Source organism: Paenibacillus sp. 32O-W (assembly GCF_007679495.1).
Classification (GTDB): domain Bacteria; phylum Bacillota; class Bacilli; order Paenibacillales; family NBRC-103111; genus Paenibacillus_L; species Paenibacillus_L residui.
The window spans coordinates 98657-116152 of sequence record NZ_VEGP01000005.1 but is presented as its reverse complement, the minus strand read 5'-3'; the positions used below and the strand labels follow the sequence as shown (position 1 = coordinate 116152).

Annotated in this window: 19 protein-coding genes; 17 read left to right on the top strand and 2 right to left on the bottom strand. The window is 50.4% G+C overall.

The window, feature by feature from the left end; genetic code table 11:
- Positions 1–212 precede the first annotated feature (212 nt).
- The 16 genes from FS806_RS03500 (at position 213) to FS806_RS03425 (ending at position 13869) form a co-directional block, all read left to right on the top strand.
- Positions 213–563, top strand: a complete 351-nt coding sequence (locus FS806_RS03500; protein ID WP_144933230.1) for a putative DNA-binding protein — start codon at positions 213–215, stop codon at positions 561–563.
- Between the two features lie 72 nt (positions 564–635).
- Positions 636–2000: a signal recognition particle protein gene (gene ffh, locus FS806_RS03495; protein WP_144933229.1), complete on the top strand. Its 1365-nt coding sequence runs from the start codon at positions 636–638 to the stop codon at positions 1998–2000.
- Between the two features lie 48 nt (positions 2001–2048).
- Positions 2049–2321, top strand: a complete 273-nt coding sequence (rpsP, locus tag FS806_RS03490; RefSeq protein ID WP_144933227.1) for a 30S ribosomal protein S16 — start codon at positions 2049–2051, stop codon at positions 2319–2321.
- Positions 2322–2344: 23 nt separating this feature from the next.
- Positions 2345–2575: a KH domain-containing protein gene (locus tag FS806_RS03485; protein ID WP_144933225.1), complete on the top strand. Its 231-nt coding sequence runs from the start codon at positions 2345–2347 to the stop codon at positions 2573–2575.
- A gap of 80 nt (positions 2576–2655) precedes the next feature.
- Positions 2656–3177 carry a ribosome maturation factor RimM gene (rimM, locus tag FS806_RS03480; protein ID WP_144933223.1) on the top strand — a complete coding sequence of 174 codons (522 nt, stop codon included), beginning with the start codon at positions 2656–2658 and terminating at the stop codon, positions 3175–3177.
- 1 nt (position 3178) lies between these two features.
- Positions 3179–3916 (top strand): tRNA (guanosine(37)-N1)-methyltransferase TrmD, encoded by a 738-nt coding sequence (gene trmD / locus FS806_RS03475; protein WP_144933222.1) that lies wholly within the window; start codon positions 3179–3181, stop codon positions 3914–3916.
- 452 nt (positions 3917–4368) lie between these two features.
- A complete protein-coding gene (locus FS806_RS03470) occupies positions 4369–5661 on the top strand; it encodes an ABC transporter substrate-binding protein (protein WP_144933220.1) in 1293 nt (430 codons plus the stop codon).
- A gap of 64 nt (positions 5662–5725) precedes the next feature.
- Complete coding sequence (locus FS806_RS03465) at positions 5726–6577, top strand: carbohydrate ABC transporter permease (protein WP_144933218.1); 852 nt, start codon at positions 5726–5728, stop codon at positions 6575–6577.
- Between the two features lie 6 nt (positions 6578–6583).
- Positions 6584–7429 carry a carbohydrate ABC transporter permease gene (locus FS806_RS03460; RefSeq protein WP_144933216.1) on the top strand — a complete coding sequence of 282 codons (846 nt, stop codon included), beginning with the start codon at positions 6584–6586 and terminating at the stop codon, positions 7427–7429.
- A 235-nt stretch (positions 7430–7664) separates the two neighbouring features.
- Positions 7665–8006, top strand: a complete 342-nt coding sequence (gene rplS / locus FS806_RS03455; protein WP_144933215.1) for a 50S ribosomal protein L19 — start codon at positions 7665–7667, stop codon at positions 8004–8006.
- A gap of 350 nt (positions 8007–8356) precedes the next feature.
- Complete coding sequence (gene lepB, locus FS806_RS03450; RefSeq protein ID WP_144933213.1) at positions 8357–8935, top strand: signal peptidase I; 579 nt, start codon at positions 8357–8359, stop codon at positions 8933–8935.
- A gap of 34 nt (positions 8936–8969) precedes the next feature.
- Positions 8970–9836 (top strand): ribosome biogenesis GTPase YlqF, encoded by an 867-nt coding sequence (gene ylqF / locus FS806_RS03445; protein ID WP_144933211.1) that lies wholly within the window; start codon positions 8970–8972, stop codon positions 9834–9836.
- A 485-nt stretch (positions 9837–10321) separates the two neighbouring features.
- Positions 10322–10933 (top strand): ribonuclease HII, encoded by a 612-nt coding sequence (locus FS806_RS03440; protein WP_144933209.1) that lies wholly within the window; start codon positions 10322–10324, stop codon positions 10931–10933.
- Positions 10934–11324: 391 nt separating this feature from the next.
- A complete protein-coding gene (locus tag FS806_RS03435; RefSeq protein WP_144933207.1) occupies positions 11325–13202 on the top strand; it encodes a hypothetical protein in 1878 nt (625 codons plus the stop codon).
- Positions 13199–13495, top strand: coding sequence for an EscU/YscU/HrcU family type III secretion system export apparatus switch protein (locus FS806_RS03430; RefSeq protein ID WP_144933205.1), 297 nt, complete (start codon positions 13199–13201; stop codon positions 13493–13495). Before FS806_RS03435 ends, FS806_RS03430 begins: the two co-directional genes overlap by 4 nt.
- On the top strand, positions 13465–13869 hold the full coding sequence (locus FS806_RS03425; RefSeq protein ID WP_260981963.1) for a YraN family protein: 405 nt from the start codon (positions 13465–13467) through the stop codon (positions 13867–13869). The genes FS806_RS03430 and FS806_RS03425 overlap by 31 nt, the downstream gene beginning before the upstream one ends.
- 44 nt (positions 13870–13913) lie before the next feature.
- Here the strand turns inward: FS806_RS03425 and FS806_RS03420 are convergent, their stop codons facing one another.
- Positions 13914–14210, bottom strand: a complete 297-nt coding sequence (locus FS806_RS03420) for a hypothetical protein (protein ID WP_144933201.1) — start codon at positions 14208–14210, stop codon at positions 13914–13916.
- A 180-nt stretch (positions 14211–14390) separates the two neighbouring features.
- Here FS806_RS03420 and FS806_RS03415 point away from each other — a divergent pair, with 180 nt between their 5' ends.
- On the top strand, positions 14391–15026 hold the full coding sequence (locus FS806_RS03415) for a hypothetical protein (protein ID WP_144933199.1): 636 nt from the start codon (positions 14391–14393) through the stop codon (positions 15024–15026).
- A gap of 868 nt (positions 15027–15894) precedes the next feature.
- Here FS806_RS03415 and FS806_RS03410 read toward each other — a convergent pair.
- Positions 15895–17463, bottom strand: coding sequence for a YifB family Mg chelatase-like AAA ATPase (locus FS806_RS03410; RefSeq protein WP_144933197.1), 1569 nt, complete (start codon positions 17461–17463; stop codon positions 15895–15897).
- Positions 17464–17496: the final 33 nt, after the last annotated feature.

The window sequence follows — 17496 nt, the reverse complement described above, 5'->3', positions numbered from 1 at the left end:
TTGGCAAAAGAATACAAACGGAAGGGATCGGTAAACCGAATTCCACACGAAAACTGAGGCGGAGGATGCCGCCACGGTCGACGGCTGCGGGACAATTCAGGTACCGGATGCAGAATGGGATGGCTGTCAAGGTTATTCGCTTGACAACAATAAACGGGTCGGTTACAATAAGCAAAGTGTGTAAAGTGTTTTTCCTTGACGGGGGTGGAAGCATGCCCGAGCATCCGATGCTGGAGAAGACAAACCGGATCAACCTGTTGTTTGATTTTTATTCGGAGCTTCTGACGGAGAAGCAGAGAACATTTTTGTCCTGTTATTTCCATGACGATTATTCGCTTGGAGAGATTGCTTCCGAATTTTCTATCAGCAGGCAAGCGGTATATGAACATATCAAGCGAGCAGAGCTGATGCTGGAGGAGTACGAGCGGAAGCTGCGGCTTCTGGCGAAGCATGAGCAGCGAACGGATTGCCTGAGCCGTCTGGAAGACCTTCTGGGCGAGGCGAGCCCCGATCTTCGGATCAAGGCGGCACCTTTGCTGGAGAAGATGCGTCTTGTCGACTGATCATGTAATATTGGATATTAAGAGTAGTTAAAAACATAGATTCGAGCGGTATAAGGTCAGGAGGTGGCGTAAATGGCATTTGAAGGGTTAACTACCAGGCTTCAGAATGTGTTCGGTAAGCTGAGAGGCAAGGGGAAGCTGTCGGAAGACGATGTGAATGAGGCACTGCGCGAGGTACGGCTGGCGCTTCTGGAGGCCGATGTCAACTTCAAGGTCGTTAAGGAGTTTATCGCCAAAATTAAGGAACGGGCCGTGGGACAAGAAGTGCTCAAGAGCTTTACGCCCGGAATGGTCGTTGTTGAAATCGTCAATAAAGAGTTGACCGAGCTGATGGGCGGAACCCAGAGCAAACTGGCCAAGGCGAATAAGCCGCCGACCGTCATCATGATGGCCGGACTGCAAGGGGCCGGGAAGACGACGACAACCGGCAAGCTGGCGAAGCTTCTGCAGAAGCAGAATCACCGCCCGCTGTTGGTAGCTTGTGATATCTATCGTCCCGCCGCCATTAAACAGCTTCAGGTATTGGGAGATCAGATCAAGGCTCCGGTATTTACGATGGGAGACCAGGTCAGCCCGGTGGAGATCGCCAAGTCGGCGCTCGCTCATGCCAAGGAGAACGGCAACGACTACGTCCTGATCGATACGGCCGGACGTCTGCATATCGACGAACAATTAATGGACGAGCTGAAGCAGATTGTGGCGGAGGTTCAGCCGCATGAGATTCTGCTGGTCGTTGACGCCATGACCGGCCAGGATGCGGTGAATGTAGCAGAGAGCTTCCACAAGCAGTTGGAATTGACCGGTGTTGTTCTGTCCAAGCTTGACGGAGATACCCGCGGCGGGGCGGCCATTTCCGTTAAGGCAGTAACGGGATGCCCGATCAAATTCGCCGCATTGGGCGAGAAGATCGATGCTCTGGAGCCTTTCCATCCGGACCGGATGGCTTCGAGGATTTTGGGAATGGGCGATATGCTCACCTTGATCGAGAAGGCCCGTTCCAGCATTGATGAAGAGAAAGCGAAAGAAATGGAGAAGAAGCTCCGCAATGCGGAGTTTACCTTCGAAGATTTCCTGGAGCAGATGGAGCAGATGAAGAAGCTCGGACCTTTGGACCAGCTTCTTGAAATGATACCCGGAATGAACAAAATGAAGGGTATGAAGGATTTCAAGATCGATGATAAAAAAATGGCCCGCACACTCGCGATCGTCAAATCGATGACGACCGAAGAGAAGCGTAAACCGGAATTGCTTAATGCCAGCCGGCGCAAAAGAATTGCTCTCGGCAGCGGAAACTCCATTCAGGAGGTTAACCGATTAATTAAGCAATTTGAAGATATGCGCAAGATGATGAAGCAATTTTCCGGCATGATGGGAGGCAAGGGCGGCAAAGGCTTGAAAGGGAAATTGGGTAAAGGCTTCAAGTTCCCCTTCGGCTAAATAACCGCCGGCGCAGCCCGGAAATCTTGTAAGGAGGTGAATTGATCCATGGCAGTTCGTATTCGTTTGAAGCGGATGGGTGCTCACAAAGCTCCTTTTTACCGTTTGGTTGTTTCCGACTCTCGCTCTCCTCGTGATGGCCGTTTTATCGAAGAGATCGGTACTTACAACCCTCTGACTCAACCTGCAGACGTTAAGATTGACGAAGAGAAAGCATTGAAATGGCTCCAGAACGGGGCACAAGCTTCCGATACCGTTCGCAGCTTGTTCAGCAAAGCTGGTATTATGACCAAATTCCACGAGCTTCGGCATCAAAAATAATTCCGTCTGTTCGGAGGGTTATCATGAGGGATCTGATATCCGTCATAGCTAAAGCACTGGTCGATCATCCGGAAGAAGTTCAGGTGAATGTGGTGGAACAAGAGCATGCGACCGTTTATGAGCTTACGGTTCATCCTTCCGATGTCGGTAAGGTGATCGGCAAGCAGGGGCGCATTGCCAAAGCGCTGCGGACCGTAGTAACATCGGCAGCAGTTAAAGAGAATAAGCGCGTTTCGGTGGAGATTGTCTCCTGACGGAAGCGAACGGATTAAAGGGGTAGGGTCACCTAGCCCTTTTCCCGTATCTTCCTAATCCAATATTATGGAGGTCATTCATGAGTGGAAAATTGTTTAACGTGGGAAAAATCGTTAATACACATGGCATTCGAGGGGAACTGAAAGTCGTCCCCCAAACCGATTTTCCCGACATTCGTTTTCGCAAAGGAAGCCGATTGGTGCTCACCGATGCAGAGATGAAAACACGGGTGCCTGTCATTGTCGAATCCGGGCGTCCTCAGAAAAACGTCTATCTCGTTAAATTTTCCGGTCTGGATGATATTAATCAAGTGGAGAAATATAAAGGTTGGATGCTTAAAGTAACGGAAGAGGATCTGGTTGAGCTCGAAGAAGGAGAATATTATTATCATCAAATCATCGGATGCACGGTTCAGACGGAGGAAGGGGAGGTTTTGGGAATGATAGGTGAAATCTTGTCTCCCGGAGCCAACGATGTGTGGGTGGTAAACCGTCCCCAAGGCAAACCGGTCCTTGTGCCCGTTATTGATGATGTCTTGATAAATGTCGATGTGGCCGGCAAGAGGGTCACGATCCGTGTGATGGAAGGTATGATGGATTAGAATGAATATAGATGTTCTGACGTTGTTTCCGGAAATGTTCGAGGGCGTATTCGGGTCAAGCATACTGGGCAAAGCTCGGGAGAAAGGGATTGTCTCCTTCCGGACGATCAATTTCCGCGATTACGCCAACAACAAGCATAATACGGTGGATGACTACCCCTACGGCGGCGGGGGAGGAATGGTGCTGAAGCCGGAGCCTATCTTTGCCGCTGTGGAAGAACGGATGGCCGGATTGCAATCTCAGCCGCGCGTCATTCTGATGTGTCCTCAAGGGGAGACGTTCACCCAGCGTAAAGCGGAGGAGCTGGCGGCCGAAGAGCATCTTATTTTTATTTGCGGTCATTATGAGGGTTACGACGAAAGAATTCGCCGCTATTTGGTCACCGATGAGCTGTCCATAGGCGATTATGTGCTAACCGGCGGAGAGATTCCGGCCATGGCAGTCATCGATTGTGTGACTAGGCTTCTTCCAGGGGTGCTCGGGAATGAAAGCTCTGCCGTAACCGATTCTTTCAGTACGGGATTACTGGAATATCCTCATTACACGAGGCCTGCCAAGTTTCGAGATTGGGAGGTTCCGGAAGTCCTGCTCTCCGGACATCACGGAAACATTGACAAGTGGCGGAGACAGCAGTCTCTGCACCGGACCTTTCTGCGTCGTCCTGAATTGTTGGACAAGATTCCTCTTACCAAGGAGGAAAAAGATTGGATAAAGGAGTGGGAAGCGAGCCGCGAATAAGGCATAGCTGCCGCCGCTCCGTACGGAATAGACCAAGGAAGCCTTCCTGTCCCGTCCAAAAGGGATCTTTGTCAAAAAAGTCCTACAAGCCACGGTGAATAGAGCACCAGACGGCTGCATACCATGTACTTCCTCGGATTTGCCGGAGGCAAGTAGATGGTTTTTTTGTATGGATTAGGCTTTTTTTGGTGATGCATTTTCCGGTATTAGGAGGTCGCTTTTAAGGACTTTGTTCTTATATACTTAAATAAAAGCATTTCTAATAAAGTTGGCAATAAAAATTAATATAAAGTCATTGCAGTATTTTAATTATCGGATATTATATAAGGAGGAGGTATTTTTCAAATAGTTATGATTCGGTGGAATAAATTTCCATCTGATCAACTGGAACCAATAAGTAATCGGTTTCAGAACAACTAGAACATGGCCTAAATAAAAAGGGGGAAACAGTGTTGGTATTAAAAAAGGGAAAATGGCTCGTAATGTTGCTTGCACTCGTCATGCTTGTTAGCGCTTGCGGCGGCGGTGGCGGAGGAGAAGGTTCTTCGAAACCGGGAGACGGGGACAAGGGAGCGGCAGCCGGTGAGAAAAAGATAACGTTTTGGACGATTTCGCTAAGCCCGACCTTCGATGACTACATCAATGGGGTTATCAAAGCATTCGAGGAACAAAATCCGGGAGTCAAGGTTGAATGGCAGGATATTCCGTTCGATAATGTGGAACAAAGAACGCTTACTGCAGCCGCTTCCGGGCAGCTTGCGGACGTGCTCAACCTGAACACGGATTTCTTGAAGAAGCTGTCGGCGCTCGGTGCAGTAGCGAATATTGACGAACTGCTGCCGGATGCGAAGAAAGACTTCTTCGAAGGAGTATGGACTTCCGGGCAATTCGAAGGAGTTACCTACGCACTGCCATGGTATCTCTCCAATGCCGTTATTCTTTATAACAAAGAACTGCTGGCCAAGGCTGGATTTGATCATCCGCCGGCAACGGAAGAGGAAGCATGGGAAATGTCTGCGGCCATTAAAGAAGTTACCGGGTTCTATGGACATTCCATTAAAGATATTCATTTATACCTGCCTAGATACGGTATCAACATCGTCAGCGACGATTTCAAATCGGCCGCCTTCAACAAACCGGAGACAGTAGAGATTTTCAAGAAATTTAAAGAAAGATATGACGCAGGATTAATTCCTGAAGAAATTTTGTTGGGACAAGCTAAAATTCCGGAATGGTACGCTCAGGAAAAATTAGCCTTCTGGCAAACCGGACCGCAATTGTTCCGCCAAATCAATGACTTGTCTCCAGAAGTATATAATAAATCCGCAGCGGCTACCAACTTGGTAGGCTCCACAGGAGAATCTCACGTTGCCATTATGAATATTGCCGTTTCCGAGAAGAGCAAACATAAGGAAGAAGCGGCCAAATTCGCTCAATTTATTACGAATGCCGAGAACCAACTGGCCTTCGCCAAAATTGTCGCTATTCTTCCTTCCGTTAAAGAAGCGGCTAAAGATCCATTCTTTACTGAGGGAGAGAATTCCGAAGATCCTTCGGAAAGAGGCAGATTCCTTGCAGCGCAGCAGCTTGAAAAATCCGTTGATATGCTGGCGCCTGTAGAAAATGTAAGCCAGATTAACAAAACGATCAACGAAGAGTTCCACAGAGTATTGCTGGAAGGAAAAGATCCCGCTCAAGCAGTTGCGGATGCGGAGGCTGAAGTGAACCGTTTGTTAAACCAATAAGAGCAGTTTTGTTCATCTAGCTGTGCTTGGCACAGCTAGATGAATCTTTTCCGGAGGTGTCCTAATGTACAAAACAAGACATGCATGGTTTTTCTTAACCCCAACCTTATTATTGTTGTTCACCTTCAGCCTGCTTCCCGCTATTATGGCCTTTTTCTTGAGTTTTACCACTTATAATATTTTTCAGCCTACCCAATGGGTAGGGGTGGATAACTATATCGCCGCTTTCAAAGACGCTAATTTCTGGAATGCGATGAAGAACACGTTCTACTATTGGATTTTAGTAACACCGGCTTTGATTATCTTTCCGATTTTTGTCGCAATCCTAGTGAACCAGGCATTGATCGGAATTAAAATATACCGGCTGGTTTTCTATTTCCCTGTTCTGGTCTCGGTAGTCGTTACCGCATTTCTGTGGCAATGGATGTTCCAAAGCGATGGTATCTTTAACTATATTTTGAGCCTGTTCGGGTTAGATCCTGTGAAATGGCTGACCAGCAAAAACATGGTTATGCCCAGTCTGGCTATTGTGACCATCTGGCAAGGGCTCGGATATTATATGCTGTTTTATTTAGCGGGTCTGCAATCCGTTTCCCAGGATTTGTACGAAGCGGCCGAATTGGACGGGGCCGGATTCTTTCGCAAGCATTTTTCCATTACTCTGCCTCTGCTGCGGCCGATTATTTTCTTCGTTGCGGTCATGTCTACGATGTCCGCCTTTAAGGAATTTACGCTGATGCTGACTATGACTGAGGGCGGCCCGCTCAAAGCCTCCACTACAGTCGTTTATATGGTATTCGAGAAAGCGTTTGTCAACTTGGAAATGGGTTATGCCAGTGCGATCTCTTTCATCCTGTTTGCTGTCATCCTGATCTTGTCCATCATTAACAGAAGCATGTTAGAGAAGGAGGATTGATCCGTCATGGCCAAACCTAAAATTTCCAAACGCAGATTTATTCATACTCTGGTTTCATATTTTTTTCTCACTTTGCTGGCTATTATTACGATCGTTCCTTTCTTGTGGACGCTTTCGACTTCGCTGAAAGGGCAGAACGAAACCATTTTTTCTATGCCGCCAAAGCTGATTCCCGAGAACTTTACCTTTGAAAATTACTTGACCGTGTGGAATTCCCTTCCCATCCCCCTATATTTATGGAACAGTATCGTTCTGGCATTCTTCGGGGTTCTACTTCCGCTGATTTTCTGTTCCTTGGCTGCGTTTCCGCTAGCCAGAATGAGGTTTAAAGGCAGGAACTTCATCTTTCTGTTGATTATCGCCACGATGATGATTCCCGGAGAAGTAACGATGATTCCGGTTTACCTCATTCTGAATAAGCTGAACCTAATTGGAAGCTTTGCGGGAGTTATTATACCGGGAGCGGTATCCGCCTTCGGAATTTTCCTGATGAGGCAGGCCTTTCTTGGGATTCCGAAAGAAATTGAAGAATCCGCAATTATGGACGGAGCCAGTGTATGGCGGATCTGGATGTCAGTCCTGATGCCGATGGTGCTGCCAATGATGGCTACTCTCGGGATATTGAGCTTCATTGGCTCCTGGAACAACTTCTTGTGGCCATATCTGGTTCTTGAAAATGAGAAGCTCTACCCGCTGACGATCGGACTTTATAAATTGAAAGGAACGTTCGTAACCAATACCCGTCTGGTTGCTGCCGGAACGATGGTTGCTTTGATTCCTATCCTGGCCGTATTCGTCTTCTTCCAAAGGTACTTTATTCAAGGAGCTTATTCCAGCGCGGTCAAAGGCTGACACAGCGAGTGCGGGAAGACGGGGAATTTAAAACGGGATTGCCTCAATTTCAGCTTCCGCACCGATTCTAATTCTATTTGGCTGCAATACACTTCATTGTGTTGAATTCTGTGGTTGGATATGGTAGAATATCTTCTGTTGTGGTTTTCTTTATCAAGATGGTCCTCTACCGCGTAACGGCATTAATCAGAAAATAAGTTGCGGTATGAACATCTGTGTGGAAGGAGGAGTTTAGATGAATATTATTCAGGAAATTACGAAAGAGCAGCTGCGTACAGACATTCCAAGTTTCCGTCCTGGGGATACGCTAAAGGTATACGTTAAAGTTATCGAGGGTTCCCGCGAACGGATTCAGCTTTTTGAAGGTGTCGTTATTAAGAGACGCGGCGGCGGAATTAGCGAAACATTCACAGTCCGCAAAATTTCGTATGGTGTCGGAGTGGAAAGGACCTTCCCTCTGCATACTCCGAAAATCGATAGAATCGAAGTGGCACGCCGAGGAAAAGTACGTCGCGCTAAGCTTTACTACCTGCGCAAACTTCGCGGAAAAGCCGCCAGAATTAAGGAAATTCGATAAGAACAGTAGAGGGGGCTTGCTATCAAGCCCCTTTTCGTTTACCATATAGGAATCTTTAAGTTCATTACAGCGTTAATATGAAGTACATAAAGATTCATATTGGCATGACAAGCTTCCGATAAGGATGGATTTGGAAGAAGCCTCTTCGAAAGGTTCAACAGGAGCTTTTGGTTAACGAATACGCTTCGAAGGCGATGCGTCAATTAGTGGAGTTATTTTTAACCACTTGGTTGTGGAAGCATGCGGATCTTAATTAGGATTAGGGAAATACATGATTAATGTAACGGGGGCCGTCCAGACAGACCCTCTCCTGAAAATCGGAATGAATTACAGAAAGCGGGTGTCGGATCGTGGAACAAGAACAAACCTCCGATCACCCTACTCCGGTAAAGAGTGAAATTTGGGAATGGGCAAAGGCGCTGATCATTGCTGCGGTTCTCGTGTTGTTGATCCGCTGGTTTATTTTCACTCCGTTTATTGTGGAGGGCCCTTCCATGCAGCCCAATTTCGAAACCGGAGAGAGGCTGATCGTCAACAAAATCATCTACAGCATACGCAAGCCGCAGCGGGGCGAAGTGATTGTTTTTCACGCACCGCAGGGCAGGGATTATATTAAGCGGGTGATTGCGCTGCCTGGAGAAACCGTCAAGATTGAAAACAACAAAGTTTATGTCAATAATGAAGAACTTAAGGAGCCATATATTCAGGAAGCGGTTGCCAGAGAACTCCAGAATGGCGATGACTACAATTCGGATTTTGCGGAGATGACCGTTCCGGAAGGCCATATCTTCGTAATGGGCGACAACCGTCCGAACAGTCAGGACAGCCGGGCACCTATGGTAGGTCCGGTACCGTATGACAAGGTGGTTGGCCGGGCCGATGTTATCTTCTGGCCGCTCTCCAAAATCAGTGTAGTGAGTCATAAGTAAAGGCATGGCCGCGCGAAAAAAATGAGGTGATCCTGTGACCATTCAATGGTTTCCTGGACATATGACCAGAGCGAGACGGCAAATTCAGGACAAGCTGAAATTGATCGATCTCGCCATTGAACTGATGGATGCCCGAATCCCGATCTCGAGCCGCAACCCGATGATTGATGAAATTCTCGGAAACAAGCCGAGGCTGATTCTGCTGAACAAAGCGGACTTGGCAGATCCGGCAGTAACAGCCGAATGGGTGCAAAGGCTGAAGCGGGACGGCGTGGACGCGCTTCCGATCGATTCCATTTCGGGCACGAACGTGAAAGAAATCATTCCCCGCTGTAAGCATCTGCTTAAGGATCGGCTGGAGGCCCAAATTCGCAAAGGAATGAAGCCGAGACCGATCCGTGCGCTGATCGTCGGTATCCCTAATGTCGGCAAATCAACTTTGATTAACCGGCTCGCTGGACGCAAGGCGGCGATTACCGGGGACCGCCCGGGGGTAACCAAGGGCCAGCAGTGGATTCGCATTGCAGGAGAATTGGAGCTGCTGGACACGCCCGGTATTCTGTGGCCGAAGTTCGAAGACCAGCAGGTCGGGGTCCGGCTGGCGGCGATAGGCTCCATCAAGGATGAAGTCATTCATCCGGAAGATGTCGCTTTTCACGTCATTCGTTATATGGTTCCGCATTACCCGCAGGCGCTTTGCGAACGGTACCAGCTGGAAAGCCTCCCGGGGGATCTAACGGAGCCGGAACCGGTGATCGAAGTGATGGAAATGATCGGCCGCCGCAGAGGATGCCTGCAGAGCGGAGGAACCGTCAACCTGGAGAAGGCATCGGCTCTGTTTCTCAGAGATTTGCGGGACGGCAAACTGGGGCGGATCAGTCTGGAGCATCCCGGCGAATAATGATGTATTTCCCGGTAGAAAGAGGCACAGCTCTTAAGCTGTGCCTCTTTCTTTGATGATGGATACAAGGATAAACGGCTATCGCCGTCCTTAGGACGTGCGCGTTTACCGATGAAATATGAGAAAAACTACTATCGGAGTATTTCATGGATGAGCGACCGCGTTTAAAGGATGTTTTTATCGCCAATTAGAAAGTTGTTCCATTTTTAATGTTTTAATGAACTTAAACTTTCTAATGTGGTAAGAACAGGTATAGATGAAAACTTATACTTTATATTTTAAAAAAGAGAGGACTATGAATGACGGTTTAGGCTTTATATGAAACGCCGGAATGGGGGGCTCTTCGTACCGTGCGGTGTTTGGCATCGCATGGCGGAGGTCAACATATAACTTAAAAATCAAATGAGTTTACATAGCCGAGTTTGAACGAGTATGTAGCGCATAAAAGGAGGGACAAGGTATAATGGTCGAGAGGAGGGAGTCGGATGCTTGAGTATGAACAAGCGCTTTGGGATCAGCATTTCCGGCTGATTGCCGGCGTGGATGAGGTAGGGAGGGGCTGTTTGTTCGGCGATGTAGTGGCCGCAGCGGTCATTCTTCCCCCCGGTCGAATTATAGAAGAAATTAATGATTCCAAAAAGCTGACCGCTAGCAAAAGAGAGCGGCTTTATGAAGAAATTATGGAATGCGCCTTGGCCGTTGGCATAGGCCAGGTGGATTCAGCGACGATTGACAAAATCAATATCAAGCAAGCGGCAAGGTTGGCGATGAAGAAGGCGGTGGAGCAGCTTGACGTCCAGCCGGATCATTTGCTAATCGATGCGGAGAAAATAGATTGCGATATTAAGCAGCTCTCGATTATTCACGGGGATGCATTAAGCCAGTCCATAGCGGCCGCCTCCATTGTGGCCAAGGTCACCCGCGACAGGATGTGTCTTCATTGGGACACCGATTTTCCCGAATACGGAATTGCTATACATAAAGGATATGCCACCAAACAGCATCGGGAAGCCATCCTCGAATATGGTCCGTGTCCCATGCATCGTAAATCATTTCTCGGCAAGCTTCTAAATGTTCAGGAGCAATTTTTATTTTAATATCCCTATTTATTCATCTTCAGGGGCTCCACGCGAAGCATCTGGAATACGTTTCGAAGGTTAGGGCGTGACTTTGTTGGGGTTTTTAACAGGGCTTCCCGCAAAGTACTATTTAAACCTTTATCGAAGAAAAGCAAGAAGATCAACCGCGTTTAGAGAAAGGTTTTGACGCCGCCTCCGGTTGGAGAGCGGACGGAATATGCTTCGAAGGTTACGCATCACCGTTGTACGAAAAATTAATGCGTTAAATGCGACCGACAGGTCATGTATGTTTGTGGGGTATTTTTACAGGGCTCCGTTCAATATTACCGGATTTATGCCGATAACTATATTATGAATTGACATTGAAGCGAAATTGCTCCGGATTAAGGTCAGTAAGGGGGGGATAACGGTGAATATCGGCCATTTGCTGCGTCAGTGGATTGGTGAAGCCAGGGCTACTGAAGGCAAGGCACTGGAGCTGAAAGCCGGGCAAATTGTGAGAGGAACCGTGCTTCAGCTGCTTGCCGACCAAGAAGCGATGCTCATGATCGGCGGTGTCAAGCTGAGAGCCAGACTCGAGACTCCATTACAACAGGGGGAATCGACTTTCCTTCAAGTATTGGCTGAAACCAGAGCCGGCCAGATCCGACTGAAGCCTGTTCAGGGTGTCGGGACTCTTCTACCGGAAGCTCCCCTGTTGGAAATGTTAAAGGAATTTGGATTGAAGGATACCGTGTCCAATCGTCAGCTTCTCCTATGGATGCAGCAGTCATCCGTGCCGTTGACGAGAGAGAATGTATCGTCATTGTCAGCCATGATAGCGAGGATGCCTGCGGGAATGCCGGCGGAAGAGTGGAGCCAGGCGGCGATGCTGGCCGTTAAGCGGGGATTGCCGCTAACGGAGACTAATGTGACGGCCCTTCACCAGGCGCTGTTCGGCAAGCCGCCGCACGAAGGACTGCAGCAGTTGGCGGCCCAGCTTAAGCATAGTCTGGAAGGGCAGGACATCCTGCGTCCGGAGCTGCGCCAACTGCTGAACCAGGCGCTGCGCGCCACCGAGGGCGTCATCGCTCTGGGCGCTGCACGTCTGCCTGCGTCCGCTGCAGCGCCCGCCATTACTGCGCCGGTCACCGCAGCCCTCCCGGCCGCCTCCAACCCGGGTGCAGCCCCGGCTGGAGGCGAAGGAGCCGGCGCCGCGGCAGCAGTACCGGGCGGGCCGGCGCCCGCGCCTGCGCCAGCGCTGCAGCCCCCGGCTGCTGCCGGGCAGGCTGCCTCCGGCGCAGCGCCCGGCCAGGCCAGCGCCGCGCCGGCTGGCGCGGTGCCCCGCGCAGCCGTGGCGGGCGCAGCGGGCCCGGTGCCCGCGGAGGCGCCCGCAGGGCAGCCGGCACAGGCCGCTGCCGCACCGCAGGCGCTGCCCGCGTCGGCACAGGCGCCGGTTGACCGCGCCGTCGGCCCGAACGCCGCAGCGGAGCCGGCCGTCGCGGCAGGGCAGGTGCCGCCGGCTGCCGCCGCTGCTCCGGGCACCGCGCCATCGGGCGAGCCGTCGTGGGTGCTCCGGCTGCTGAAGGCGATCGGGCTCGATTACGAGCGCAGCCTGCTGCAGCAGGCTGCCAAGAGCTCGCCCGATCCAGCCGCCGGCGGCCGGACGGCTCCCGCTGCGGGGCAGCCTGCGCCTGCCGCGCCCGGGCCAGACCCGGCGGCGGCCGGAGCGGTCCCGGACCGGGCCGCTGAAGCGTCTCAGTCGCTGAAGGGAGCGCTCCTTCAGTTGTCCGCGGCCGATGACCTCCCGCCGGCCCTCCGAGAAGCGGTCCAGCAGACGCTGCAGCAAATTACCGGCCAGCAGCTGTTGCTGGCCGCTGACAGATCGTCCATGTTTACCCATGTGACGATGACGGTCCCGTTGTTCCATGTCTCCGGTGAGCAAACAGCGGCGGTCCACATCCAGACCCGGAAAGGAAAGCAGGGGGAGATGGATTCCTCTAACTGCCGACTGCTTTTCGATTTGAGAATGGCCTACCTCGGGCCGACCATTGTCGATGTTCAAGTGACTGATCGTATCGTGAACATTGTCGTACATAGCGATTATTCGGGGATGGAGAAGGCCATTGAGCCGTTTCGCCAAGAAGTGGCGGACAGGCTGGAGGCGCAGGGATATCCTTTTGTATCCATTCGATCACTGCCCTTCCCGGACAAAAAAGCAGGCCAAAACCACGCTGCTTCGGGGGAGGACGGGGGACTGTCTCTGTATGATACTAAACCGTACAAAGGAGTCGATCTGCGGATATGAATTCTTCCAACAGCCATACACCGAAGAAAGCAGTCGCTTTACGATACTCTCCCGACCAAATAGCGGCCCCGGTCGTCGTGGCCAAAGGAAAGGGCGAGGTGGCGGAGACCATTTTGCAGAAGGCCAGAGAGTATGGGGTTCCGGTCCAAGAGAATGCGTCGTTGGTTGAGGTTCTGTCCCAGCTGGACCTGGAGCAGCAAATCCCGCCCGATTTATATCAATTGGTTGCCGAAATATTGACTTTCGTCTACCGTTCCGATCAATGGGCAGGGGAACAAGCGGGTATCCGATGAGCGTTCCCGGTAAGGATAGCCGCAAGGAACTGGGACGCCGGGGTGAGCGGCAGGCGGAAGCTTTTTTGACCATGCAAAATTATCGTATTGTTCATCGCAATTGGAAATGCCGCACCGGGGAATTGGACATTGTAGCTTGGGATGGAACTGTCCTTGTTTTTGTCGAAGTAAGGACAAGAAGAATGACCGGTACCTTCGGGAGCCCGCAGGAATCGGTGAATGCCAGGAAACAGAAGCAAGTCAGGGATACGGCACAGGTGTACCTGCATATTCATCAACTGAACGAGGCTTCCGTCCGTTTTGATGTCGTTTCGGTTTACATGGATTTACAGGGGAGAACGAAGAGGCTGGAGCACCTGCGCGGTGCTTTTTAATAGATAACGATCACTTGTGGAGCCAGAACGGATACCCGGGATTGCTATTCTCTCAGGGCATCTCTTAACTTGCTGGACATCTTCTGGGCTTGGGGACGGCGTGTGCTGCGCAGTCTTTCCAGCTCTTTTTTCATTTGTTCGTTCTCTTGCAGCAATGCCTGTATATTCGCGGCTTCTGACTCGAAAGGCTTCCGTTCGCACTCTTCCACTTTGCCGGCAAAAAGCCACCCTCCGGCTTGCAAAAATTGTTCGAATTCATGGCGGAACTGCAGACCGGATTGTTCCGAACCTAGCTCCAGCCATCCGTCTATTTTAAGGAAACGGCCGGTTTGAATAGACATTCTCTCCACTCCTAGCAGATAAGCATGTGTATAATAAGGGATGATTATCTACTATTGTAACGGAATTGTGTCGGAAGAGCATCCTTTCTTTTCAGTGGGCCGGTATCTGCGGAAGCGAATTTTTCCAGCAGCGCAGTCTTTTGTAAAGTAACAATATAAATGGATTAGGAGATGCGGAAAATGTTGATTGGGATTAAAGTCAGGCTGAACGACAGCCCGGTAAAGGCACTTCAATTTGTTAGAAGATACACTGCTCTTGGTCTGTCGGAAATCAAAGAAAGGCTGCAGTCTTATAAAATCATCCTTACGCTGGATATTCACGATGAAGAGGAGAAGGACAAGCTGCTGCAGTTTATCCGGGATGCGAACAAATTGGGGTTATCTCTCGATTTTATGGAGCAGACCGGGGAAGGAGAGTTCGAGGACATTAGCGAGGATATGCTGTGGAATGCAATGGACAGGTGGGAAGGCATAAGCAGAAACACCGAGACCGAAATGTTTTTGGAAAAGGGGCCGATTTTAACCGTCCGATGTAATGAATGGCCGGAGACTGCCGACACGCCATCCTCCGATATAATAACCGAGGCGCGAAATACGGAATTAAAATACGATCTCAGCCGGGTGGAAGATTACTTGGCATGCCGCCGGCTTATGGAATATTTAAGCGCATCTTCGATCGATGCGGAGCTTCGAATGGACTATGCGGATGGTGACTATCCGGAGGAGTATAGGGTTCAGGAATTGCTGGAGTTGTTTCAGGAGATGCGAATCAGTGAATTTCTGGGTGTGGAATGCCCGGACGATCCCGAAAGATAGGTATGCGAAAAAAACGAAGCAGATATATAGAGCATACATGGGTATCTGATCTATGGGGAAATTTAGACAAAATAGGCGAGCTATCAAAAATGATAACCCATGCTGCCGCTTGCCGCTACTGAATTATCTAGACCGAGCGACAGCAATAAAGTTCCAATTGCAAATAACGAGAGAAACCATTTCTGTACTACTAAAACAATGAAAGCCCTACCTCTCTTTCATCCTTGCGACTCCTTGATCGCGCCAGTGTGAATTAGCGATACATCATAACAAATTCTTCAGGGTTATTGGAATTTGAACAAATGGATGGAGGAAATTATTTAACTGAGGAACTTCTGAGGGTTAATGCAAACAGGAATAACCTTAACATATTTTTTAACGAAAGTCAATGATTGGATTTCAAAAAAATTAAAATTCGCTTGCGCGCAGATAGTGCCGTGTCATCGGCATTGGGGCAAACTGTATTTTGGTAGCTGTCGATTCATTGTGGCAAAGGCGAAGGATAGGATGATTGTAATAGTGAAAAGTGAATTGGTGTAGCATCAATTAAACTGGTAATGGATAACAGCGAATGTAGGGACGGACCTGAGAGACCCTATTACGTCAAAGTAGGCGGTTTTTTTAGACTTACAGACACAGATGCGCTTATTTCATAGAATTCTCCTACTTTCGCGTGCGTTTCTTGGGAATAAGGTCGTCTCAGTCCAAAGTTACCGAAAGGCCCTTCTGGATCGATTAAGGTCTCTGGGGTCCGTTATAACCAAACCGTGCAGGTTTCTCACATGATCTTAGTTCTACACCATTAATCGACAGCCTCTTTTGTGTAGCTAATTCAAGTGAATTGTAGCTGGTCAATGGAAAGTGCGCATTACTGAACCGTCTTCCGGTCCAGGGTGCGATATTGAATCGCTTCAGCCAGATGGGCGATCTCGATATCGCGAGAGCCTTCCAAATCCGCAATCGTGCGGGCCAACTTCAGGATCCGGTCGTAAGCGCGGGCACTTAAGGCTAGCGTATCGAAGGTGCTGTGAAGGAGCTGATCGGCCTCGGGCTTGAGCCGGGCGTGACGGCGCAGCAGCTTGCCTGCCAGCTCACCGTTAAAGCGGATTCCCGTCCCCCGGTATCTCGCCTGTTGAATCGACTGGGCTCTGATGACCGACTCCTTCATCTCGGCGGAGGACAACGATGAAGCCTCCTGTCCGAACAGTCGGTATTCCATACGCGGCACCTCAACGTGCAGGTCAATGCGATCCAGCAGCGGTCCGGAAATACGGGACCGGTACTGATTGATTTTGAGCGGTGAACAGGTGCATGGAGAGGTGAAGGTTTCGGCTCCGAAAAATCCGCAAGGGCATGGGTTCATCGATGCCGCCAGCATAAAATTGGCGGGGAACGTGTAGACGGCCCGGGCCCGGCTAATCGTCACCTGATTGTCCTCGAGCGGCTGCCTGAGCACCTCGAGCGCATTTCGGGAAAATTCGGGAAACTCATCGAGAAACAAAATGCCGCGATGAGCCAGGCTGACCTCTCCGGGCTTCGGTATCGTCCCTCCACCGGCCATCCCTCCCGCAGAGATCGTATGGTGGGGAGAACGGAAGGGGCGGGACGTCATCAATTGAGCCCGTCCGCGCAGCAGGCCCGAGACGCTGTAGATTTTCGTCACCTCCAGCGCCTCGTTCTCCTCCATATCCGGCATAATGGTAGGCAGTCTGCGGACCAGCATCGTCTTTCCGGTGCCGGGAGGGCCGATCAGCATAATGTTATGCATGCCCGCCGCGGCGATGACGAGAGCTCGTTTCACATGCTGTTGTCCGGTTACATCGGCATAATCCAGCCCTGTCCCTATATCGGCGGAGTCAGATTCGGTCGACGGCGAATCTCCGCCCGGTTTATTTAGTAAATGATATAAATGATTAACATCATTAATCAAATGCCGTCCTATTTGCGTTACGTCCCGTAAATGGGCGATGGCATAGACATCCATTCCTTCGACCAGCATGGCTTCTTTGGCATTTTGCAGAGGGACGACGATCTTGGGAATCCCCATGGTGCGGGCATGATGAACCATCGAGAGCACACCGGGGACCGGACGCACGCTGCCGTCCAAAGCCAGCTCTCCAATAATCAGGGCTTCGCTCCACGGTTCCCCCGTCAGTTGTCCGCTGGTCAGCAGCAGGCAGACGGCGATGGCCAGGTCGAAGGACGCTCCCTCCTTACGCAGATCGGCGGGGGCGAGATTGATCGTAATCCGCTCCATCGGGAACTTGAAGCCGCAGTTTTTAACCGCGGCGCGGACCCGCTCGGCGGATTCCTTGACCGCAGCATCTGGCAGGCCGACGAGACTGACCTGGGGCAATCCGCTGCTGATGTCGATTTCCACTTCAATCAATTTTCCTTCAATGCCGTTAACGCAAGCGCTGCGAACTTTGCCAAACATAAATAAGCACACTCCTTCCATGATTAGGGAGGG

Bases quoted from the DNA above. Each gene is read 5' to 3' on its own strand.
- FS806_RS03410 (WP_144933197.1), bottom strand. From the start codon at position 17,463: ATGTTTGGCAAAGTTCGCAGCGCTTGCGTTAACGGCATTGAAGGAAAA.
- FS806_RS03500 (WP_144933230.1), top strand. From the start codon at position 213: ATGCCCGAGCATCCGATGCTGGAGAAGACAAACCGGATCAACCTGTTG.
- rimM (WP_144933223.1), top strand. From the start codon at position 2,656: ATGAGTGGAAAATTGTTTAACGTGGGAAAAATCGTTAATACACATGGC.
- FS806_RS03440 (WP_144933209.1), top strand. From the start codon at position 10,322: ATGCTTGAGTATGAACAAGCGCTTTGGGATCAGCATTTCCGGCTGATT.
- rpsP (WP_144933227.1), top strand. From the start codon at position 2,049: ATGGCAGTTCGTATTCGTTTGAAGCGGATGGGTGCTCACAAAGCTCCT.
- FS806_RS03485 (WP_144933225.1), top strand. From the start codon at position 2,345: ATGAGGGATCTGATATCCGTCATAGCTAAAGCACTGGTCGATCATCCG.
- FS806_RS03430 (WP_144933205.1), top strand. From the start codon at position 13,199: ATGAATTCTTCCAACAGCCATACACCGAAGAAAGCAGTCGCTTTACGA.
- FS806_RS03460 (WP_144933216.1), top strand. From the start codon at position 6,584: ATGGCCAAACCTAAAATTTCCAAACGCAGATTTATTCATACTCTGGTT.
- FS806_RS03425 (WP_260981963.1), top strand. From the start codon at position 13,465: ATGGGCAGGGGAACAAGCGGGTATCCGATGAGCGTTCCCGGTAAGGAT.
- trmD (WP_144933222.1), top strand. From the start codon at position 3,179: ATGAATATAGATGTTCTGACGTTGTTTCCGGAAATGTTCGAGGGCGTA.
- FS806_RS03415 (WP_144933199.1), top strand. From the start codon at position 14,391: ATGTTGATTGGGATTAAAGTCAGGCTGAACGACAGCCCGGTAAAGGCA.
- ffh (WP_144933229.1), top strand. From the start codon at position 636: ATGGCATTTGAAGGGTTAACTACCAGGCTTCAGAATGTGTTCGGTAAG.
- FS806_RS03465 (WP_144933218.1), top strand. From the start codon at position 5,726: ATGTACAAAACAAGACATGCATGGTTTTTCTTAACCCCAACCTTATTA.
- FS806_RS03420 (WP_144933201.1), bottom strand. From the start codon at position 14,210: ATGTCTATTCAAACCGGCCGTTTCCTTAAAATAGACGGATGGCTGGAG.
- rplS (WP_144933215.1), top strand. From the start codon at position 7,665: ATGAATATTATTCAGGAAATTACGAAAGAGCAGCTGCGTACAGACATT.